The 20,519-nt window shown below is 72.3% G+C and carries 17 protein-coding genes and 1 pseudogene; 12 read left to right on the top strand and 6 right to left on the bottom strand.

The genetic code is table 11. The annotated features are described in order from the left end of the window. Nucleotides 1-163: 163 nt before the first annotated feature. The 5 genes from OG819_RS40940 (at nucleotide 164) to OG819_RS40920 (ending at nucleotide 6,114) form a co-directional block, all read left to right on the top strand. A complete protein-coding gene (locus tag OG819_RS40940) occupies nucleotides 164-787 on the top strand; it encodes a 2Fe-2S iron-sulfur cluster-binding protein (protein ID WP_266654244.1) in 624 nt (207 codons plus the stop codon). Then, nucleotides 784-1,776 carry a xanthine dehydrogenase family protein subunit M gene (locus OG819_RS40935; protein WP_266654242.1) on the top strand — a complete coding sequence of 331 codons (993 nt, stop codon included), beginning with the start codon at nucleotides 784-786 and terminating at the stop codon, nucleotides 1,774-1,776. The genes OG819_RS40940 and OG819_RS40935 overlap by 4 nt, the downstream gene beginning before the upstream one ends. Further along, nucleotides 1,773-3,923 (top strand): xanthine dehydrogenase family protein molybdopterin-binding subunit, encoded by a 2,151-nt coding sequence (locus OG819_RS40930; RefSeq protein WP_266654240.1) that lies wholly within the window; start codon nucleotides 1,773-1,775, stop codon nucleotides 3,921-3,923. The genes OG819_RS40935 and OG819_RS40930 overlap by 4 nt, the downstream gene beginning before the upstream one ends. Continuing rightward, the gene (locus tag OG819_RS40925) at nucleotides 3,916-5,082 is read left to right on the top strand and encodes an XdhC/CoxI family protein (protein ID WP_266654238.1); all 1,167 of its coding nucleotides are present in this window, start codon (nucleotides 3,916-3,918) and stop codon (nucleotides 5,080-5,082) included. The genes OG819_RS40930 and OG819_RS40925 overlap by 8 nt, the downstream gene beginning before the upstream one ends. 99 nt (nucleotides 5,083-5,181) lie before the next feature. Beyond that, nucleotides 5,182-6,114, top strand: coding sequence for an NADP-dependent oxidoreductase (locus OG819_RS40920; protein WP_266654236.1), 933 nt, complete (start codon nucleotides 5,182-5,184; stop codon nucleotides 6,112-6,114). Nucleotides 6,115-6,151: 37 nt separating this feature from the next. On the opposite strand, the pseudogene OG819_RS40915 reads toward OG819_RS40920, so the two are convergent. Together OG819_RS40915 and OG819_RS40910 are read right to left on the bottom strand one after the other, a co-directional pair. Further along, nucleotides 6,152-6,553: pseudogene (locus OG819_RS40915) on the bottom strand (HAD family hydrolase); the annotation flags it as partial. 114 nt (nucleotides 6,554-6,667) lie between these two features. After that, nucleotides 6,668-7,144 (bottom strand): Lrp/AsnC family transcriptional regulator, encoded by a 477-nt coding sequence (locus OG819_RS40910; protein WP_266654234.1) that lies wholly within the window; start codon nucleotides 7,142-7,144, stop codon nucleotides 6,668-6,670. Nucleotides 7,145-7,334: 190 nt separating this feature from the next. Here OG819_RS40910 and OG819_RS40905 point away from each other — a divergent pair, with 190 nt between their 5' ends. The 4 genes from OG819_RS40905 to OG819_RS40890 all read left to right on the top strand — a co-directional run bounded on the left by OG819_RS40905 (nucleotide 7,335) and on the right by OG819_RS40890 (nucleotide 12,803). Beyond that, the gene (locus OG819_RS40905) at nucleotides 7,335-8,486 is read left to right on the top strand and encodes a hypothetical protein (RefSeq protein WP_266654232.1); all 1,152 of its coding nucleotides are present in this window, start codon (nucleotides 7,335-7,337) and stop codon (nucleotides 8,484-8,486) included. A 194-nt stretch (nucleotides 8,487-8,680) separates the two neighbouring features. Beyond that, nucleotides 8,681-10,165, top strand: a complete 1,485-nt coding sequence (locus tag OG819_RS40900; RefSeq protein ID WP_266654230.1) for an FUSC family protein — start codon at nucleotides 8,681-8,683, stop codon at nucleotides 10,163-10,165. A 380-nt stretch (nucleotides 10,166-10,545) separates the two neighbouring features. Beyond that, complete coding sequence (locus OG819_RS40895) at nucleotides 10,546-11,694, top strand: nitric oxide synthase oxygenase (RefSeq protein ID WP_266654228.1); 1,149 nt, start codon at nucleotides 10,546-10,548, stop codon at nucleotides 11,692-11,694. Between the two features lie 62 nt (nucleotides 11,695-11,756). Next, the gene (locus tag OG819_RS40890; RefSeq protein WP_266654226.1) at nucleotides 11,757-12,803 is read left to right on the top strand and encodes a lactonase family protein; all 1,047 of its coding nucleotides are present in this window, start codon (nucleotides 11,757-11,759) and stop codon (nucleotides 12,801-12,803) included. Between the two features lie 128 nt (nucleotides 12,804-12,931). Here the strand turns inward: OG819_RS40890 and OG819_RS40885 are convergent, their stop codons facing one another. Beyond that, nucleotides 12,932-13,855, bottom strand: a complete 924-nt coding sequence (locus tag OG819_RS40885) for a hypothetical protein (protein ID WP_266654224.1) — start codon at nucleotides 13,853-13,855, stop codon at nucleotides 12,932-12,934. Nucleotides 13,856-14,067: 212 nt separating this feature from the next. Then, nucleotides 14,068-15,090, bottom strand: a complete 1,023-nt coding sequence (locus tag OG819_RS40880) for a BadF/BadG/BcrA/BcrD ATPase family protein (RefSeq protein ID WP_266654222.1) — start codon at nucleotides 15,088-15,090, stop codon at nucleotides 14,068-14,070. 237 nt (nucleotides 15,091-15,327) lie between these two features. Between OG819_RS40880 and OG819_RS40875 the strand changes: the two genes are divergently transcribed. From OG819_RS40875 to OG819_RS40865, 3 genes are all read left to right on the top strand, one after another. After that, entirely contained in the window at nucleotides 15,328-16,005 is a 678-nt protein-coding gene (locus tag OG819_RS40875) for a uracil-DNA glycosylase (RefSeq protein WP_266427083.1), read from the top strand. Between the two features lie 141 nt (nucleotides 16,006-16,146). Next, nucleotides 16,147-16,443 carry a zinc-ribbon domain-containing protein gene (locus OG819_RS40870; RefSeq protein WP_266632358.1) on the top strand — a complete coding sequence of 99 codons (297 nt, stop codon included), beginning with the start codon at nucleotides 16,147-16,149 and terminating at the stop codon, nucleotides 16,441-16,443. Nucleotides 16,444-16,611: 168 nt separating this feature from the next. Continuing rightward, on the top strand, nucleotides 16,612-17,517 hold the full coding sequence (locus OG819_RS40865) for an NAD(+)/NADH kinase (protein WP_266588690.1): 906 nt from the start codon (nucleotides 16,612-16,614) through the stop codon (nucleotides 17,515-17,517). Nucleotides 17,518-17,566: 49 nt separating this feature from the next. On the opposite strand, the gene nhaA is transcribed toward OG819_RS40865, so the two are convergent. After that, nucleotides 17,567-19,471, bottom strand: coding sequence for a Na+/H+ antiporter NhaA (gene nhaA, locus OG819_RS40860; RefSeq protein WP_266654220.1), 1,905 nt, complete (start codon nucleotides 19,469-19,471; stop codon nucleotides 17,567-17,569). A gap of 120 nt (nucleotides 19,472-19,591) precedes the next feature. Further along, nucleotides 19,592-20,479, bottom strand: coding sequence for an alpha/beta fold hydrolase (locus OG819_RS40855; protein WP_266654218.1), 888 nt, complete (start codon nucleotides 20,477-20,479; stop codon nucleotides 19,592-19,594). Nucleotides 20,480-20,519: the final 40 nt, after the last annotated feature.

The raw sequence follows: 20,519 nt of genomic DNA, 5'->3' as shown, positions 1-20,519 counted from the left end.
TGCTAACCGGACAGCTGTCCGGTAGGTTCACGATTAACGGACAGCTGTCCGTTTAGGGCTCCACCATACCGTCGGATTCGGCCAGTGTGGACTGTCGGAGTCCCCCTTTTCCCGGCCCTCTCGCGACTTCCTTCCCCCTCAGACAGGCGAAAGAAGGCTGATCATGGCCCCTACGACGTCCAGCGGTACGACCTCGACGTCCAGCGCCATCACCCTGCACATCAACGGCGAGAAGCACACGCTGCCCGTCGACCATCGCACCACCCTGCTCGACGCGCTGCGTGAGCGTCTCGATCTCACCGGAACCAAGAAAGGCTGTGATCAGGGCCAGTGCGGCGCCTGTACGGTGCTCCTCGACGGACGACGGGCCGTTTCCTGTCTGCAACTCGCCGTCGCCGCCGAGGGGCGTGAGATCACCACCATCGAAGGGGTGGCGGACGGTGATCGGCTGCATCCCGTACAGCAGGCCTTCCTCGACCTCGACGGCTACCAGTGCGGCTACTGCACGCCCGGTCAGATCTGTTCGGCCCTCGCGGTGATCGAGGAGCACGCGGCGGGCTGGCCGAGCGCCGTGACCGCCGACATACGGCCCGAAGCGGGGGTTTCGCAGCTCACGCCCGAGGAGATCCGCGAGCGGATGAGCGGCAACCTGTGCCGGTGCGGCGCGTATGTGTCGATCGTGGAGGCCGTGGCGAGGGCGGCGCGGGGACGGGTGCCCGACGCGTACGTGGCCGATACGCGGTCGTCCGATACGCGGTCGTCCGAGACCAAGGAGGCGGCGGCATGAGGGAGTTCGGCTATGAGCGCGCCTTCGACGTCTCAGGTGCGGTCGCCCTGCTGGGCGCCGATCCCGACGCGCGCTATCTCGGCGGCGGCACCAATCTCGTCGACCTGATGAAGAGCGGGGTGGAGCGGCCCGCGCGCCTCGTCGACGTACGTGAACTCCCCCTTGACCGCGTCGAGTTCACGAACAGCGGCGAGCTGCGAATCGGCGCGACCGTGACCAACAGCGACCTCGCCGTCCATCCCGACGTGCGGCGTCACTACCCGGCGTTGACCCAGGCCGTCCTGGCGGGCGCCTCCGGTCAGTTGCGCAACATGGCCACGGTCGGCGGAAACCTGCTCCAGCGCACCCGCTGCGGCTACTTCACCGACCTGGCGAAGCCCTGCAACAAGCGTGTCCCCGGCAGCGGTTGCCCCGCCGTCGAGGGCGAGCACCACAACCACGCGATCCTCGGCGCCTCCACGCAGTGCGTGGCCACGCATCCTTCGGACATGGCCGTGGCCCTCACCGCCTTCGACGCCGTCGTCTCGTACGAAACGGCTGACGGGCCGGGGGCGTTGCCCCTCGCGGAGTTCTATCTGCCGGTGGGTGACACACCGCACCTGGAGACCGCCCTGCCGCCCGGCGCGCTGATCACCGGCGTCACCCTGCCGGCCGCCCCGGTCGCCGCCCGCTCCCGCTACCGCAAGGTGCGCGAGCGCGCCTCGTACGCGTTCGCGATCGGCTCGATCGCCGCCGCGCTCGACGTCCGCGACGGTGTCGTACGCGAAGTGCGCCTGGCCTTCGGTGCGGTGGCCTCCCGGCCGTGGCGGGCCCGGGCGGCCGAGCGGGCGCTGACTGGGGGACCGGCGAGCGCCGAGGCCTTCACGGCCGCCGCCGACGCCGAGTTGGCGGCGGCCCGGACGCTGCCCCACAACGGATACAAGGTGCCCCTGATGCGCAATCTCGTCGTGGCGATGCTGACCGAACTCACCGAGGAGGCGGCCCGATGACCAGCACGACCACGACCACGACCACGACGGCGGCGGCGACCGCGACGTCCGGAGCCGTCGGCGTCGCGCACACCCGCGTGGAGGGCGTGGCCAAGGTCACCGGGGCGGCGCGCTACGCGGGTGAGGTCCCGTATCCCGAACTCGCCCACGGCTGGCTGGTGTTGTCCACCGTGGCGCGTGGCCGGATCCGCGCGGTGGAGTCCGCGCCCGTCCTCGCGATGCCGGGCGTCCTCGCCGTCCTGCACCACGAGAACGCCCCGCGCCTCAACGGCGACTACACGAACGCCTTCGGGCTGCCCGACCCGATCGCCCAGATCTTCCAGCACGACCGAGTCCCGTTCGTCGGCTGGCCGGTGGCGCTGGTCGTGGCCGAGACGCCCGAGCAGGCCCGGGAGGCCGCCGAGGCCCTTGTCGTCGAGTACGACGAGGAGCCGCACAACGTCGTGTTCGCCGCCGGGCTTCCCGGTGTGTACGCGCCGGAAAGTGCCCCCGCCGCGCAGAAGGGGGACCTGGAGGCCGAACTCGCCGCGTCCGCCGTCGTCGTGGACGCCGAGTACAGCACTCCGGAGGAGCACCACAGCCCCATGGAGCCGCACGCGGCGATCGCGCGCTGGGACGGCGGCCGGCTCGAGGTCGTCGACTCCAACCAGGGCAGCAGGTTCGTGGCGGACGAGCTGGCGAAGCTGTTCTCGCTCGACCCCCAGTCGGTCCGGGTGCGCTCGGAACACGTCGGTGGCGGCTTCGGCTCCAAGGGCACCCGCCCGCACTCGGTCGCCGCCGCGATGGCCGCGACCGTCCTGCACCGACCCGTCCGCGTCATACTGACCCGCCGCCAGATGTTCTCGCTGGTCGGCTACCGCAGCCCCACGGCCCAGCGGATCAGGCTCGGCGCCGACGCGGACGGCCGGCTGCGCGCGTTCGACCACCGGGCCGAGAGCCTCACCTCGACCGTCCACGAGTTCGTCGAGCGGTGTGCCGAGTTCGGGCGCGCGATGTACGCCTCTGACGCGCACTACTCGCAGAGCCGTGTCGTACCGCTCGACGTGCCGACCCCGAGCTGGATGCGGGCCCCGGGCGAGGCACCGGGCTCGTTCGCGCTGGAGTCCGCGCTCGACGAACTCGCCGAGCGGTGCGGCCTCGACCCGATCGCGCTGCGCGCCCGCAACGAACCGGCCGTCGGCCCCGTCTCCGGGCTGCCGTTCAGCGGCCGCAATCTGCTCGCGTGCTTCGAGGAGGGGGCCCGCCGGTTCGGCTGGGCCGACCGCGACCCGCGTCCCGGCATCCGCCGTGAGGGCCGCTGGCTGCTCGGGACCGGCACGGCCGCGTCCACGTTCCCCGTGTTGTCCGCCCCGTCCACGGCGGCCGTGACGGCCGAGCCGGACGGCACCTTCACCGTACGGATCACCGCGTCCGACATCGGGACCGGGGCACGGACCGCGCTCACCCTGATCGCCGCCGACGCGCTGGAGGTCCAGCCGGAACGCATCCGGATGCGGATCGCGGACAGCGACTTCGGCTTCGCGATGATCGCCGGCGGTTCGATGGGCACCCGCTCCTGGGCCTGGGCGATCCGGGTCGCGGCGGGTGAACTGCGCGAGCGACTCGCCCTGGGCGGTGGCATTCCGCCGGAGGGGATCACGGCACGCTCGGACACCTCCCAGGCGGTCGGCGCGCTGGAGCAGAAGGAACGGCACTCGTTCGGGGCACAGTTCGCCGAGGTCGCCGTCGACGTCACCAGCGGAGAGGTGCGGGTGCGGCGGATGCTCGGCATCTTCGCCGCCGGCCGGATCGTCAACCCGCTGACCGCGCGCGGTCAGTTCATCGGAGGCATGATCTGGGGCCTGTCCATGGCCCTGCACGAGGAGGCTCACAGGGACCGGGCCAGTGGCGGCCATGTCGGCGCCGACCTCGCGGGCTATCACTTCTCCGCGCACGCCGACGTGCCCCACATCGAGGCGGACTGGGTGGACGACCCCGACCCCGGGGATCCGGTCGGCATCAAGGGCATCGGAGAGATCGGGGTCGTCGGCGCGGCGGCGGCGATCGCCAACGCGGTCTGGCACGCGACGGGTGTACGGCACCGGAATCTGCCGATCCGCCCGGACCGGGTGCTGCTGGCCGGCGCGCGAGGGGACCAGGATGCTTGACATCGCCGACGAGCTGAACCGGTGGGCCGAGGAGGGCCGGGACTTCGCCGTCGCCACCGTGGTGAGCGTCGGCGGCAGCGCCCCGCGCGGCCCCGGCGCGGCCCTCGCGGTCGACAGCGGAGGCACGGCCGTCGGCTCGGTCTCCGGAGGCTGCGTGGAAGGCGCCGTGTACGACCTATGTGTCCAGGCGCTCCAGGACGGCCACACGGTGCTGGAGCGGTTCGGCTACAGCGATGAGGACGCCTTCGCGGTGGGGCTGACCTGCGGTGGGGTCATCGAGGTGCTGGTCACGCCGGTGCGCGCGGACGCGCCGGACCGGGCGGTGTACGCGGCGGCGCTGGCGGCCGCGGCCCGGGGCGAGGCGGCGGCCGTCGCCCGGGTCGTCCGGGGGCCGGTGGAACTGCTGGGGCGGATGCTGCTCGTCCGCCCCGACAACTCGTCCGACACCTGCCGGGGGAGCCTCGGCGGTCGCCCGGAGCTGGACCGCACCGCGGTGGGGGAGGCGCGCGCCCTGCTGGCGGCGGGCCGCACCGGCACTCTCGAACTCTCCGAGGACGGTGCGCGCTGCCCCGGCGGTGTGACCCTGCTCGTCGAGTCGAGCGTGCCGCCGCCCCGCATGATCGTCTTCGGCGCCGTGGACTTCGCGACGGCGCTGGTGAGGGTGGGCAAGTTCCTCGGCTACCACGTGACCGTGTGCGACGCCCGCCCGGTCTTCGCCACCCGGGTCCGCTTCCCCGACGCGGACGACATCGTGGTCGACTGGCCGCACCGCTATCTCCGGCGCACCGTGACCGACGACCGCACGGTCCTGTGTGTGCTCACCCACGACGCGAAGTTCGACGTACCGCTGCTGGAGGCGGCCCTGCGGATGCCGATGGCGTTCGTCGGCGCCATGGGCTCGCGCCGCACCCACGAGGACCGCGAGCGGCGGCTGCGCGAAGTCGGCCTCGGTGAGCGGGAGTTGGCCCGACTGAGGTCGCCGATCGGACTCGACCTCGGGGCCCGTACGCCCGAGGAGACCGCGCTGTCCATCGCGGCGGAGATCGTCGCGGCACGGGAGGGCGGGACGGGCGCTCCGCTGACCGGTTCCAGGACACCGATCCACCGTGACGGGGGCGGGCGGGGGACTGGCGCGGTGGCGGCGCGTGAGGCTGCCTGAGTCAGGCGCATGAAGTCGAATGACTCAAGCGCGAGGTGCCCGGGTCGACCACTCTGGAGGTATCGCCGGTTCCCGGCCGGCGCGACCTGGGAGGTTGGAATGGACACCATGCACGCGGTGCGCGGCCACCGACGGGGCGGCCCGGAGCAACTGACGTACGAGATCGCCCCGCGCCCGGTGCCCGGCCCGGGCGAGGTCCTGGTCGGGGTGCGATCCGCGTCCATCACGCCGGGTGAACTCGACTGGGACGCGACCTGGACCGACAGCTTCGACGGCAGCGGCGGCGAGCGGGTGCCCGTCGTGCCGTCCAAGGAGGTGTCGGGTGTGGTCGTCGAGCTCGGCGACGAGGTGTCGGACTGGAAGGTAGGCGACGAGGTGTACGGGTTGATCCCGTTCACCCGGGACGGGGCCGCGGCGGAGTTCGTCGCCGTACCCGCGGCCGTGCTCGCCGCCAAGCCGGCCAGGCTCGACCACGACCACGCGGCGGCGCTGCCGCTGGCCGGGCTGACGGCCTGGCAGGGCCTGGTCCTGCACGGCGGCCTGCGCCCCGGTGCCCGGGTGCTGGTGCAGGGTGGCGCGGGCGGGGTCGGCTCCTTCGCGGTGCAGGTCGCGGCCGCGCTCGGCGCCTCCGTCACCGCGACGGCCGACGCCGCGGCCGCCGATTTCGTACGCGAGCTGGGCGCCGAGCAGGTCATCGACTACCGGAGCGAGCGCTTCGAGGAGCAGGTCAAGGACGTCAACCTGGTCTTCGACACGGTCGGCGGCGACACCCAGGAGCGCTCCTGGCAGGTGCTGCGTCCCGGGGGCCGACTGGTGAGCATCGTCGCCCCGCCCGACGCCACCAGGGAGGGCGGCAGGTTCTTCGTCGTGGAACCGGACCGCTCCGGACTGGAGGAGCTGTCCCGCCTGGTCGCGGACGGCGAACTGGCTCCGCCCGTCGACCGCGTGTTCCCCCTCGCCGAGACCGCGCGGGCGTACGCGGCACTGGAGCAGGGCCATCGCCGGGGCAAGACCGTGCTGCACGTCTCCTGACCCGACGGGGTCGGGGCGACGGTCGTGGCTCAGGAACCTAGGCCGAGCGTGCGAGCCAGTCGTAGGTGGCCTGCGCGGTGAACTCGCCCTGTCCGCCGCGCAGCAGCAGCCCCGCCGTGGCGAACGCCGGGTCGTCGGCCTGCGCGGCGACATACGGGATCGCGACGCAGCGCATCCCGGCCGCGTGCGCGGCGGCGGCGCCCGGAGCGGCGTCCTCGAGGACCACGCAGTCCGCCGGGTCGGCCCCGAGGCGGCGCGCCGCTTCGAGGAACACGTCCGGGGCGGGCTTGCCGTGCGCGACCTCGTCGGCCGAGACGACGGTCGTCAGGTGGGCGGCCAGGCCGGTGCCCGTGAGGATCGCCTCGATGGCGGCGGGTGAGGAGCCCGAGGCCACGGCCATCGGAACACCCTCGGCGGCCAGCAGTTCCACGAACTTCCGATCGAAGACGAACGAAGTGCGGCCCAGAGTGCTCATGGGGTCCAGGATGCCAAGTGAGGGCCGAATGCGGTCGATCGCCCCTGTGCCGCCGGTGAGACCCTGAGTGGACACCCGTCAGCTTCTGGGCGCTCGCCCGATCGACTCCACCAGCGGCAGCACCCTGTGCGCGACCCGCTCGCGCAGCGCCACCTCCGTGCGGGTGCGGACGACGCCGGGCATGCTGATGAGCGCCTGGATCACGTCCTCCAGGTGCGCGTTGTCACGTGCCACGACCCGGGTGAGCAGATCGCCGCCGCCCGTGATCGAGAACGCCTCGATGATCTCCGGTACGGCGGCCAGCGCGTCGCCGACCTCGTCGAGGTGGCCCTGCGTGACCTCGATGTGCACGAAGGCGAGGACGGGGTGGCCGAGTGCCGCGGGGGACAGCGAGGGGCCCGTACCGGTGATCACCCCGTCCCGTTCCAGTCGGTCGAGGCGGGCCTGGAGCGTGCCGCGGGCGACACCGAGCATGCGGGCGTACTCGCGCACGCTGGTACGCGGCTGCTCCAGCAGCAGCCGCAGGATGCGGGTGTCGAGTTCGTCCACGGCCATGATCCACCGGTCTCCTCGCCGCCTTGGATGATCTTCGTCGACCGTACCAATGGCTCGGCCCGTCGTGAGACCGGTGGGCCGGTTCACCCTCCCCGCTCACCTGGTCCGCCGCGCCGCGTTTGCCGGTGCGGCGCCCACCGCGTTACCTGGATGGGGTGGCGCAAGGCTCGAGGAGCGGCGAGGAGCGACGATGATCACGCAGGAGCAGGTCGACCGAATTCTCCGGCTCGGCGGGAACGGGCTCCCGTTGGTCTCCCTCTACCTTCCGGTGGAACCGGACCAGCCCGGCCGTCGTACGTACCGTGCCCGACTGGACGGTCTGCTGGACCGCATCCGGCCGCTCGCGGACGACGACTCGCTGGAGCACCCCGTACGGCTCTCGCTCCGCGACGACCTCGCGAAGATCGAGCGTAGGCTCGGCGAGGAACCCCGGCGGGCCGGGACCGTCGCCGTCTTCTCCTGCAGCGGCAACGGCGTCTACGAGGAGGTGTGGCTGCCGCGCGGCACCCACGAACGCGTCGTGGTGGACGCGGACCCCTACGTCCGTCCGATGCTGGCGGTGCTCGACGAGTCCTACCGCACCTGCGCGGTCGTCGTGGACGAGGGCACCGCCCAGATCTGGGAGTACCACCTCGACGAGGTCCGGGAGCTGGAGGCGGTCCGCGACCGTGTGCTGCGCAGGCCCGACCACGCCGCGGGGCCCGCCGAGGACCGGGTCCGTGACAAGGCCGACGAGGTGAGCAAACGGCACTACCGGCGGCTCGTCGGCGAGCTCAAGCGGCTCTTCCGGGAGGGGGGCTTCGATCTGCTGGCCATCGGCGGGCACCCGCACGAGGTGCCGGCCTTCATCGACTTCCTCACCCGTGACCTGCACGACCGGCTCGTCGGTCGCTTCACCGTCGACCGCGACACCGTGACCGCCACCGACATCCGGGACAAGGTGCGGGGCCTCGTCGCCGACCGCGCGTACCAGGAGCAGGAGCGACTGGTCGGCGAGATCCTCGAGGCCGTGGCGACCAAGCATCACGCGACGGTCGGGCTCGACGACACCCTGTGGGCGGGGTCGCTGGCCGCGATCCGGACGCTGGCCGTGGACACGGACGCGGTGGCCCCGGGAGTCGTCTGCGACCGTGACGGGCTGCTCGCCGCCGCGGGGGTGCACTGCCCGCTCTGCGCAGACGCCCTGCGCGAGGTCCCCGACGTCATCGACGAACTGGTGAAGACCGTCATCGAGGACGGCGGCGAGGTCCGCCACATCGAGGTGGAGTCGGACCTGCGTACGCATCTGACCGGGGCCCTGCTGCGCTTCGAACTCCCCCCGCACCCGATCGACATGGAGTGATGCCAATGGCATCCACATGGCTCACCCATCCGCTCAGTGACTGTGCCAATGGCTCAGTGTTCCGGGAGCCACTTGAGCCAACAGCTCCGATGATGCTGTGATGGGCAGGTCGATGGCGCTGCGGGACCCCCGCGGCGCCTTTTGCGTGCCTGAGGCACAGGCTGAGCTCAAGGGGCGGGGAAACAGTGAAGAGGGTGTTCGTGGCACCGGACCCGGGCCGGCTGCGGCTGCGCGGCGCCACCCGGGCCGTCCTCGGTATCGGCCTGGCGGTGGCCCTGTGCGGCGCCATCGGTGCCTCCCTCGCGGGTGCGGTCGCGGGAGGTCTCGCGGCGCTGCTCGCCCTCTTCACGGTCACCGACGCCACCGTGCGCGGACAGCTGGCGACGACGGCGGCGCTGCCCGTGGTGGGCCTTCCGGTACTGGCTCTCGCGGCCGTCCTGCACGACCACCCGGCGGCGAGGGACGCGGCCTTCCTCGCCCTCGTCGGTGCGGGTGTGTACGCCCGGCGCTGGGGGCCGCGCGGCCATGCCCTCGGCGTCTTCGGGTTCATGGCGTTCTTCATGGCGCAGTTCCTGCACACCGAGCCGGCCGAACTGCCCGAGGTGTACGGCGCGGTACTGCTCGCCCTTCTCGCGTCCTCGGCCGTCCGATTCGGACTGTGGTGCTACGAGCGCCGGATGCCGCCCGCCGGCGTCATCGCCCCTTCGCCGGGCCGGGGCCTCGCCCGTCCCACCACCCGCCAGGCGGTCCAGGCCGTCGTGGCCGCCGCCTTCGCCCTGGGCGTGGGAAGCCTGCTGTCCCAGGAGCGGTGGTACTGGGCCGTCGGGGCCACCTGGTGGATCTTCGTCAACACCACCTCGCGCGGCGAGACCCTGATCCGCGGCTACCGCCGGGTCCTCGGAACGGTGATCGGTATCGTCCTCGGGGTGTCGGTCGTCGTCCCGCTGCACGGCGCGCCCGTACCGACCGCGGCCCTGCTCGCCGTGTGTGTGTCCGTCATCTTCTACAGTGCGGCGGTCTCCTACACCTGGATGATGCTCGCGGTGACGGTGATGGCCGAGCTGCTGTACGGGATGTTCGGCGTGCTGGACCGGCATCTGGTCGTCCTGCGGCTGGCGGAGACCGGCATCGGGGCGGTCGGCGCCGCGCTGGCGGTGCTGTTCGTGCTGCCGATCACCACGCACGCCACGACGGACGCCTGGATCGTACGGGCGATCCAGTGCGTCCACGCCTGCACGACCGAGGCCGCCGCCCGCCTGAACGGCTCCGCCGCCGCCGACCCCGCCGCCCGCGTCGCGGAGCTGGAGACGCTGCTGAACAAGGTGCGACTCTCGCTCACGCCCCTTCTGCACCCCCTCAACCCCCTGCGTGCCCGCGGCCGGAGGGCGCGCCAGGTACTCGCGTCCCTGAACACCTGCGCGCGGGAGGTTCGGGGGCTCGCCGTCATCGCGTCGGACCCCGTGGCCTCCTGCGACGCCCGCCTCATCGTCGCGTGCGAGCGTGTGGAGCGGGCCGTCGAGGCGCTGACCTCTCCCGGACCGCGGCGGATCGAGGTCCAGGCCGACGCACCTCCCCTGGAGGAGCCCGCCCTCGCACACCTGCACGGGCTCGAGCGGGCGCTCGCCGAACTCTCCGCGCCCCTCCTGTACCCCCGTGCTTCGAGTCCCGTGAGCGCCTGACGTCCGCGAGCCGCGTGCAAGGACCACTCGGAGGGTGGATCACCGCCCGGGCGGGGTAACCCCGCGGCTATCAGACGCACGGAGCCCGCGGACCGTGCGGGGGCGGCCCGCGGGCGGAGCCGCTTGGGGGTGGCACCATGCGGGACTTCCCGCGAGGAACCGGACGGACAGAACGATTCGGCGACGACGGGAGCGCGTGGTGTCCGGCACCGTGGGCCGAGGGGCCGGGCGGCTGGCTGGACCGTGTTCCGGCAGGTCGCGGGGCGCAGGGAGCGGCCCCGACCACACTGCCTTACGCAATCGGTTCCCGGAAGGCGGAGCTGTCCGTCCCGGGCCTCGGGGGACACCTGACACCCGTCACGGATGGTCCCGCCGCCCCGATGCCGTGCGACGAGTCCACGCCGTACGAACTCCTGGGCGCCGCCGCCGAGTTCCTCACCCTCCACCACACCGAGCGGCGCCTCGGCGACCCTGCCCGGCGTATCGCCGCCGCGCGGGCCGAGATCGCGGAGACCGGCACGTACCGCCACACCACCGAGGAACTCGCCTTCGGCGCCCGCGTCGCCTGGCGCAACGCCAACCGGTGCATCGGGCGCCTGTACTGGCACTCCCTGTCCGTCCGTGACCGCAGGGACGTGCGGACGGCCGAAGAAGTCGCCGAGGCGTCGGCGGATCATCTGTGGGAGGCCACCCGCGAGGGCCGGATCAGGGCGCTCGTCACCGTCTTCGCGCCCGACCGGCCGGGCCGCCCCGGCCCACGGATCTGGAACGAACAGCTCATCCGGTACGCCGGCTACACGCGTCCGGACGGCGGTGTGACCGGCGACCCGCGCAACGCGGGGCTCACCGCGCTGGCCCGGAGGCTCGGCTGGCCCGGCGGCCCCGGCACCCCGTTCGACGTCCTGCCGCTGGTGATCCAGGGAGCCGACGACAAGCCCCACGACGAGCCCCGCTGGTTCGCGCTGCCGGACGACACGGTGCTCGAAGTGGAGCTCGCCCACCCCGAGTACACCTGGTGGCGCTCGCTCGGACTGCGCTGGCACGCCGTACCCGCGCTCGCCAACATGTGCCTGGAGATCGGCGGCGTCTGCTACCCGGCGGCCCCGTTCAACGGCTGGTACATGGGCACCGAGATAGGCGCCCGCAACCTCGCCGACACCGACCGCTACAACCTTCTGCCGTATCTCGCCGACCGCCTCGGCCTCGACACCCGCACCGACCGCTCGCTGTGGAAGGACCGCGCGCTCGTCGAACTCAACCGTTCCGTCCTGCACTCCTTCGACCGCGCGGGCGTCACCGTCACCGACCACCACACCGAGTCCCGGCGCTTCCTCACCCACCTCGGCCGCGAGGAGCGCAAGGGCCGTCGGGTCGGCGCGGACTGGTCGTGGATCGTGCCGCCGATCTCCGGCAGCGCCACGCCCGTCTTCCACCGCACCTACGAGACCGTGGAACGGCGTCCCGCGTACGTCCACCACCCCGACGCACGCGCACGGGCGCTCGGGGAGACCGGCGGGACCTTGGTCTAGACCGATGGCCGTCGACTGCTACCGTCGGCCCCGGACAGCGCGGGACCGAGAGGGGAACGGCAGTGGCAGACGGCGGCAGGCGGGAACAGCGGGCGTTCATCGGCTCGTTCACGGCGGCGGGAGGCCCGGGCGTCCTCACCGCGGCCATGGACCGCGGCAGCGGCGCGCTCACCCTCCTGAGCGTGGTCGACGGGGTACCCGATCCCTCGTACCTCGCCCTGTCGCCCGCCCGCGACATGCTCTACGCGGTCAGCGAGACGGCCGACGGCGCGGTGGTCGCGTACCGCGTGGACGGCGACCAGCCGGAGTCCGTCGGGCCCCTGGTCTCCGTCGGAGGCAGCGGCCCCACCCACCTCAGCGTGTTCGGGGGACACGTCCTTACCGCGAACTACGGCTCCGGCAGTGTCACCGCCCTGCCCGTGCGCGACGACGGCGCCCTCGTCGGCGCCGCCTCCAGCGTGTTCCAGCACAAGGGTTCCGGCCCCCACACCCGGCGCCAGCAGAGCCCACACGCCCACCAGGTGCAGCCCGACCCGAGCGGGCGCTGGGCTGTCAGCGTCGACCTCGGCACGGACTCCGTGCGGGTGTGCGCGCTGGACGGCGGTCGGCTCACGCTGCACCGCGAGATCGCGCTGCGCCCCGGCTCCGGGCCCCGCCATCTGGCCTTCCATCCGCGCGGCGAACACGCGTACGTGCTCAACGAACTCGCGCCCACGGTCACCGTCTGCCGCTGGAACGCCCTGGAAGGCTCCTTGCGGCCCGTCGGCGAGACGCCGGTGCTGTCCGGGGTCCCGGACGGTGACGCGTACCCCTCGGGCATCGTGGTGTCGCCCGACGGACGCTTCGTGTGGACCGCCACCCGCGGGCAGGACGTCGTCTCCGTGCTCACGCCCGACGCCGTGGGCGAGGGGCTGCGACTGGTCGCCACGGTGCCCTGCGGCGGCACGTGGCCGCGCGCGCTGGCCCTCGAGCCCTCGGGGCGGTTCCTGTACATCGCCAACGAGCGCTCCGGGGACGTGACCTGGTTCGCGGTCGACCCGGACACCGGAGTGCCGCGACGGGGCGGCTCGGTGGAGGTTCCGGCGGCCTCCTGCGTGGTCTTCGGCTGACCCGCCCGGTGACGGCTCGCGACTGACGTGCGAGCCGCGGTTGTACGAGCCGCTGTCGTACGAGAGAAGGGCCCGTTCCTGTGAGAGGAGCGGGCCCTTCGGCGTGCGAGGGGTGGTGACGGGGCGGGTCAGCGGACCGGCGTGCCCTGCGGCTGCGGCGGGGCGATGCCCAGCGCCGCCGTGTACTTGGCCAGCGCGAGCTTGCCGATCGCCGGGTATGGGCCGAGCGCCTCGGCGGCGGAGCAGCCCGCCTCCTTGGCGGCCGCGTCCAGCAGACCGGCGTCGATCTCAGGGCCGATCAGGTACGGAGCCAGGGCGAGCTGCTGGGAGCCGGAGCCGCGCAGCTGCTCGGCGGTGGCCGCGATCGCGCCCTCCTCGTCCAGCGCCGCCGCCATCACCGGCACGGCGAGCCGCGCGGCGAGCAGCATGCCGGTGATCCCGGCCGCCTGTACGGCCTCCTCGCCACCCACGGAGGCGAGGATGATGCCGTCGGCGGCCGTCGCCACGGTGAACAGCCGGGCTCGGTCCGCGCGCGCCAGACCCGCCTCGGACAGGCGCACGTGCAGCGCCTCCGCGAGCAGCGGGTGGGGGCCGAGCACGTCGGTCAGGTCGGCCGCGATCCGGCTCTCCATGACGGCCTGGCGGACCCGGCGCAGCAGCGCGTTGTCCGGGCCGGCGAGCAGGGGCACGGCGACGGCGACGGGGCCGTCGGGCTGGGGCACGTCCGCACCGGCGGCACGGGCCTGCTCATAACGGGCGGTGCGCTCCTCGGCGGCGCGCGTGAGCACGGACTGCAGCGTGGGGAACTCGGCGTCGTCCCCGTCGAGGTACCCGATCCGGGCGTCGAGGCCGGGCAGCTCGGAGCGCGCGATGCTCACGACCTCCTCGGCGAGGCTGCGCGTGGCCGCGCTGGAGGTGCCCGGCACCGCGAGGACGAGCGCGGGCGCGCCCTCGGGAGCCGCCAGCGGCTCGGGTCGGCGGTGCCGCCCGGGCTGGCGAGGTCGCGGCATTCGTACTGGCAGGCCGGACGCGGGTCCAGTGGGGGAGCTCATGGCGACGCATGTTACTGGCTTCTTGGGCTCCCCTGTTCGGGGAGGGTGCAGGTGAGCGGTATCCGTCCGCTTTTGTCTGATGAGTTACGCGTGGATCAGAAATGATCGGTGTGGCTGGACTTGACAGTGCCGTGGTGCTCCTGTGCCGACCGGTGCGACAACCGGTGCGACAGTCGACTTCACTTGTCCGACAGGGCGGATGAATCCCCCTATCAGGTCATGGATGGCGAGGTTGTGCCCTTTTCGGTCATCACGTACAGCATGTGCGCGTCGCGAGGGAGAGTGAGCCGGTCGCTCGCCAGATCGGCGGCGATGCGTACGGCGCCGTCCAAAGGGGTGCCCGCGGCCGGCACCTGCCGCGCGTGCGGCAGTCGCTCCGCCAGTTCCTCGCGCAGCGGTACGAGGAGAGGGTCGCCCATCTTGAACAGGCCCCCGGTGAGGGCGACTTGGTCCGTGCCGGTGTCCGGGCAGACGGCGGACGCGGACTCGGCCAGGTGCCGGGCGGCGGCGCGCAGCACGTCACGTGCGACGGGGTCGCCGATGGCGGACGCGGCGCACGCGGCCACTTCGGGCGCGAAGGCGGCCAGTACGGCGGGCCGGTCGGTGCGTGGGTACAGCTTGCCGGGCAACCCCGCCACCGGCCCGAACATCTCCTCGGCCCGCGCCAGCAACTGCGCCGACCCACCGGGGCGCCCGTCGAAGGCGCGTAGGGCCGCCTCGAGCCCGGCGCGGCCGATCCATGCCCCGCCACCGCAGTCGCCGAGCAGGTGGCCCCAGCCGTCCGCCCTGCGCCAGCTCCCCAGGTCGGTGCCGACCGCGATCATGCCGGTGCCCGCGGCGATCACCGCGCCCGGCCGGGGACCGAGCGCGCCCACGTACGCGGTCACCGCGTCGGCGGCCAACGCGAGCCGCCGCACGCCGAGTTCGCGCTCCAGCGCGGACGGCAGTTCGGCGCGCAGTGCGTCGCCGAGGGTGGCGAGACCTGCCGCCCCGACGGCGACGGCCCCGAGTTCCTCCGTCCCGGCGGAGGTCATCAACTCCCGTGCCATCGGCAGCAGTTGCTCCAGCAGGTGTTCGGCGTCGATGCCGCGCGGGCCGGTGCGGACCGGCTCCTTGGACATCAGTGGAACACCGACGACATGCCCGTGCACGGCCAGTGCTGCCCGCAGTCCCGAGCCGCCCGAGTCCACCGCCAGCACACCGGCCGGCCCGGCCGGCCCGCCGAAGCAAGTCACGGAAGACGCCGGTGCGCGGATCCGGAACGAGAAGGTGAACAGGCATGATGGCGACAGCGGAGTCGCTCGACCAGGGGACGCAACAAGCTCCCCTCCTCCCTGCTGACCGGCTGAGCGATCGGTTGGACCGGCTCGATGATCTCGGCGAGGAGGAAGACTAGCGTCGAGAGGCGGGTCCGCGCGCGGCGCTCGTCCGTATGAATCGGGTCACCGCGTGTGCCAGTAGAGTGGCGCGTCGTGGCACCACGACCCTTGCATGAACTCATCGAAGCAGGTTGGGCGAAGGCTCTGGAACCTGCGGCCGAACGCATCGCCGCCATGGGGGACTTCCTCCGGGCCGAGATAGCGGCAGGCCGGACCTATCTCCCGGCCGGGGCGAATGTCCTGCGGGCCTTCCAGCAGCCTTTCGACGACGTCCGCGTCCTGATCGTCGGCCAGGATCCCTACCCCACACCGGGGATGGCCATCGGGCTGAGCTTCGCCGTGTCGCCCGAGGTGCGTTCGCTGCCCGGCAGCCTGGAGAACATCTTCCGGGAACTGCACACGGACCTGGGCCTGCCCAGGCCGTCCAACGGCGATCTGACGCCCTGGACCGAGCAGGGCGTGCTGCTGCTCAACAGGGCACTGACGACGGCGCCCCGCAAGCCCGCGGCGCACCGGGGCAAGGGCTGGGAAGAAGTCACGGAGCAGGCGATCCGGGCGCTGGTCGCGCGGGAAAAGCCGCTGGTGTCGATCCTGTGGGGGCGTGACGCCCGCAATCTTCGGCCGCTGCTCGGGGATCTCCCGGCCATCGAGTCCGCCCACCCCTCACCGATGTCGGCCGATCGCGGGTTCTTCGGCTCACGTCCGTTCAGCCGGGCCAACGAGTTGTTGGTGAAGCAGGGCGTGCAACCGGTGGACTGGCGCCTGCCGTAGAACAGGGCCGTCGCGGCGGCCGCGGTGGTCGGGCGGCACCGCGCAACCCCGCGACCGCCGAGCGCGTCGACGTGCACGACACTGTGCTCCGCGAGCGTATTTCGCCGCTCGTCCACACTGACCCGGGAGGGGACCAACAGCATGATCATTTTTGGCACCAGGGGATACCTGTACCAGCTCGCGATACTGACGCTGGTGTGCGGCCGCTGCGGCAATCCTTCCGCGCACACACTCCGCAAGCGTGTCACGAAGTTCACGCTGTTCTTCGTGCCGCTGTTCCCGATCTCGTCGAAGTACTCGACGCAGTGCACCTTCTGCGGTGCGGAGCAGAAGGCGACCAAGGAGCAGGCGGAGCAGCTGCAGGCCCAGGCGGCGAGCGGTCAGGCCGGCCAGCAGTACGGCCAGCCCCAGCAGCCCCAGCAGCCCTACCAGGCCTGAGGCGGGGGCGGGGACCGGCGCGGCAGTACGTCGACGGCGCCGCTGCGCCGTCGGTCCCTTCCGTACGAGCCACCCAGGCCGCGTTCCGCGCCGTACCGGCCGGAAATGCTCCTCTCAGGGCAATGATGGACCACCTGGGCATGGCGTATCGACGGAAGGGAACCTCTCATGGGTCTGATCGGATCGATCGGCCTGATCCTGCATCCCCGGCGCAATCCGGGACCGGTCATCGATTCGGTGGTGCAGTGGGCCCGTAAGAACGAGGCCGAGGTGCTGGGGCTGCCGGACGAGGTGGGCCGTATCGACTGCAGCGCGGTCTCCGTGTCGGCGGAGGCCCTGGTCGCCCGGGCCGGTCTGATCGTCAGTCTCGGCGGGGACGGGACCATGCTCCGTTCGATGCGGCTGCTCTCCGGAAGTCCCACCCCGGTGCTCGGCGTCAACCTGGGCCGGCTGGGCTTCCTCGCCGAGGTCGACGTCGACGAACTGCCGTCGGCGCTGGACCGGATCGACGGCGGTCAGTTCACCACCGAGGCCCGGATGGCCGTACGGACGCGCCTCCCGGACGGGCGCGAGGTCCGCGCGTTCAACGACATCGCCCTCGTACGGGTACCCGGCAGCGGCATGGCCGCCATCGCGATCCGCCTCCAGGGCGACGAGTTCATCCGGTACTCGGCCGACGCCGTCGTGGTCTCCACGTCGACCGGTTCGACGGCGTACAGCTTCGCCGCGGGAGGCCCGATCCTCTCGCCCCGGGTGGAGGCCATCCTGGTCGTGCCCGCCAGCGCGCACTCGTCGTTCGACCGAGCGCTCGTCCTGCCCGCGGACGAGGACGTCACCCTGGAACTCCTCCCCACGACCGGGCGGTTGGCGGTCGAGGTCGACGGCGAAGTGGTCGGCTACCTCGACGCGGACGACCAGATCACCGTGACGGCATGCCCCGCGGCGGCTCATGTCGTGCGTCTCGGCGGTACGACGTTCTACCAGCGCGCACGCAGAAAACTCGGTATCAAAGGAAGCGTCGAAGCGGGCCGCCGTACCTCCCATGATCACGCCGACCCCTCGACGGGGCCCTGACCCGCGGGCCGGGGCACTCGCCATCAGCGGCTCAGCGGCCGACCGGGTCTCAGTCCTGGCGGGCGACCCCTTGCAGCGCGGCCCGTTGCCGCGCCGCCCGCACCGCGGCCGACAGCGAGGCGATGTCGTAGGCGCCGTAGTGACGACGGCCGTTGACGAAGAACGTCGGCGTGCCCGAAACGCCGCTGAGGTCCGCGGACTCCACGTCCGCCGCGATCCGGGCCACCCCTGTGCCTTCGCGGAGATCCTTGCGGAAGCGCTCGGTGTCGAGGCCGATCTCCTCGGCGTAGCGGAGCAGGTCCTTCGGCCGCAGGTCACCCTGGTGCTCCATCAGCAGGTCGTGCATCTCCCAGTACCCGTCCTGGTGGGCCGCGGCCTCGGCGGCCTCCGCGGCGAACTGGGCGTTCGGATGGACGTCGGTCAGCGGCAGATGCCGCCACACGTACCGCACGTCGCCGAAGTCGGCGAGCAACTCGCGCACCACGGGCTCGGCCAGGCCGCAGTACGAGCACTCGAAGTCCCCGTACTCGACGAGCGTCACGGGCGCCTCCAGCGGGCCGCGTACGTGATCGCGGTCCACGTCGACGGGATCGCTGAGATCGACGATGGAGGTGCCCGTGCCGAGCAGGGCCCGGACGCGGGACCGCCTGGGAAGGGCGCCGATCACCCAGGTGACCAGCCAGGTGAGGAGGAACGAGCAGACCACGGCGGCGAGGATGCCGATCTTCGCCTCGGCCAGCCGGGCCCCGTTGAAGGCGAGCGTCGCGATCAGCAGGGACACGGTGAACCCCACCCCTGCCAGGGTGCCGCCCGCGGTGATGGCGCCCCAGCCGACCGACGGGTGCAGACGCCCGCGGCTGACGCGTGTGGTGAGCCAGGTGGCGCCGATGATGCCGAGCGGCTTGCCGAGCACATAGCCGAGGAGGATGCCGAGGGCGATCGGTGAGGTGAAGGCATGCGCCAACTGGCTGCCGCTGATGGTGATGCCGGCGTTGGCGAGCGCGAACAGCGGCACGATCGCATAGCTCGTCCAGGGGTGGAACATCTGCTGGAGCCGGTCGTTGGGCGAGAGCGTGGAGGAGATCCCGCGCCGTACGGAGCGTTCGAGTTCCGGGGTCGGCTGCTCGCGGAAGCGCAGGAACAGACGGCTCGCCCGTTCCAGGTCGCCCCGCTCGGCCGGGTAGGCGTAGGTCAGCAGGCCCATCGCGAGGCCGGTCACGACCGGGTCCACCCCCGACTTGAGCAGCGCGACCCACACCGCCACGCCCAGCACCGCGTACAGAGCGGGAATCCGCATGCCGAGGGTGCGCCGCACCAGCACGACGCCGGCGAAGAGGCCGAGCGCCGTCAGTAGTGCGGGCAGGGCCAGGGCGCCGCTGTAGACGACGACGATCACGGCCAGTGCCAGGAAGTCGTCCACGACGGAGATGGTGAGGATGAAGACCCGAAGACTGTCGGGCAGCCGTGCCCCGAAGAGGGCGAGCATGCCCAGGGCGAAGGCCGTGTCCGTCGACATGGCCGCGCCCCAGCCGTGCAGGGAGTCATGGCCCGCGTTGAGGGTCAGGTAGATCACGACGGGGACGACCATGCCGCTGAGCCCGGCGAGCAGCGGCAGCGTCACCCTTCGGCGCTCCCGCAGCTCGCCCAGGTCGAACTCCCGGCGCGCCTCCAGTCCCACCACGAAGAAGAACAGCGTCATCAGCCCGCTGTTCACCCACTCCCGCAAATCCAACGAGACTCCGCCCGCCCCGAGACGGACCGACAACTCGGTGCGCCAGACGGCCTCGTACGTGCCCGGCCCGATGTTGGCCCAGGCGAGGGCCGCGAGCGTGGCGGTCAGCAGGACGGCGGCACTGCCGGTCTCCGTCCGCAGGAAGGCACGCAGCGGACCGTGCGCCTCCTTGCCGCACACGGTCTGCCCCGACAGGGGCGAGGTCTCAGGTGGCACAGTCATCCCCTGATTCTCACCCGGCGCGTGGTCCGGCACGCGGCGAAACGGTACGGGGGCGGAGGAGATCCGCTCAGGTGCTGGGGGACGAGATCCCGTCGGGGGTCAGCGGTTGGCGGTCGGTGGTCAGCGGTCGGCGAGGAGGTCCCGGACGGCCTTGACGACCTCGGCGGGGGCTTCCTCGGCCATGAAGTGACCGCAGGAGACGGTGGTGTGCCGCAGGTCGGGTGCCCAGGCGCGCCACCGGGCGGCGGCGTCGAAGCCGAGAGCCGCACCCCAGTCCTGCTGCAGAACGGCCACGGGCATCCGCAGCCGGTTCCCGGCAGCGCGGTCGGCCCGGTCGTGCTCGACGTCGATGCCGGCCGAGGCACGGTAGTCGGCGACGATGGAAGGGACCGCCGCGCGGGAAGCGGCCAGGTAGGCGGCTCGGATCTCGTCCGGGATCGCCCGCGGGTCCCGCGTCCAGACGTCGAGGAAGTGACCGAAGAAGACGTCCGCCGCGGCGTGGATCATCCGCTCGGGCAGACCCGGCGGCTGGGCCATCAGATAGAGGTGGAAGCCGACGGCCGCGCCGGTGCCGTGCATCACGTCCCACATGTCCAGCGTGGGCAGCACGTCGAGCGAGGCGAGATGGGTGATCGCCTCCGGGTGGTCGAGGCCGGCCCTGATGGCGACCAGCGCGCCCCGGTCGTGCCCCGCCAGCGCGAAACGCTCGTGGCCCAGGGCGCGGGCGAGCGAGACGATGTCGGCGGCCATGGTGCGCTTGGCGTACGCGTTCCCGTCGGCGCTGGTGTCGACGGGCTTGTCGCTGGCACCGTAGCCCCGCAGATCGGGACAGACGACGGTGTGATCGGCCGCGAGGTCGGCGGCCACGTGCCGCCACATCAGATGGGTCTGCGGGAAACCGTGCAGCAGCACGATCGGGCTGCCGGATCCGGCGACGGCGACGTTGAGCGCGACATCGTCGGTGACAGGGACACGCCGGTAGTCGAAACCGGGGAGGGTCGGTGGCATGGTTCGCCCTTTCTGGAAGGCGGAAGCGGAAGGTGACGGA

Origin of the sequence: Streptomyces sp. NBC_01549 (assembly GCF_026339955.1) — a bacterium.
Lineage (GTDB): Bacteria > Actinomycetota > Actinomycetes > Streptomycetales > Streptomycetaceae > Streptomyces.
This window is presented reverse-complemented; position numbering and strand designations above follow the sequence as displayed.

Coding starts and splice junctions, on each gene's coding strand:
- OG819_RS40940 (WP_266654244.1), top strand. CDS start 164: ATGGCCCCTACGACGTCCAGCGGTACGACCTCGACGTCCAGCGCCATC.
- OG819_RS40935 (WP_266654242.1), top strand. CDS start 784: ATGAGGGAGTTCGGCTATGAGCGCGCCTTCGACGTCTCAGGTGCGGTC.
- OG819_RS40930 (WP_266654240.1), top strand. CDS start 1,773: ATGACCAGCACGACCACGACCACGACCACGACGGCGGCGGCGACCGCG.
- OG819_RS40925 (WP_266654238.1), top strand. CDS start 3,916: ATGCTTGACATCGCCGACGAGCTGAACCGGTGGGCCGAGGAGGGCCGG.
- OG819_RS40920 (WP_266654236.1), top strand. CDS start 5,182: ATGGACACCATGCACGCGGTGCGCGGCCACCGACGGGGCGGCCCGGAG.
- OG819_RS40910 (WP_266654234.1), bottom strand. CDS start 7,144: ATGGCCGTGGACGAACTCGACACCCGCATCCTGCGGCTGCTGCTGGAG.
- OG819_RS40905 (WP_266654232.1), top strand. CDS start 7,335: ATGATCACGCAGGAGCAGGTCGACCGAATTCTCCGGCTCGGCGGGAAC.
- OG819_RS40895 (WP_266654228.1), top strand. CDS start 10,546: ATGCCGTGCGACGAGTCCACGCCGTACGAACTCCTGGGCGCCGCCGCC.
- OG819_RS40885 (WP_266654224.1), bottom strand. CDS start 13,855: ATGAGCTCCCCCACTGGACCCGCGTCCGGCCTGCCAGTACGAATGCCG.
- OG819_RS40870 (WP_266632358.1), top strand. CDS start 16,147: ATGATCATTTTTGGCACCAGGGGATACCTGTACCAGCTCGCGATACTG.
- OG819_RS40865 (WP_266588690.1), top strand. CDS start 16,612: ATGGGTCTGATCGGATCGATCGGCCTGATCCTGCATCCCCGGCGCAAT.
- nhaA (WP_266654220.1), bottom strand. CDS start 19,471: ATGACTGTGCCACCTGAGACCTCGCCCCTGTCGGGGCAGACCGTGTGC.
- OG819_RS40855 (WP_266654218.1), bottom strand. CDS start 20,479: ATGCCACCGACCCTCCCCGGTTTCGACTACCGGCGTGTCCCTGTCACC.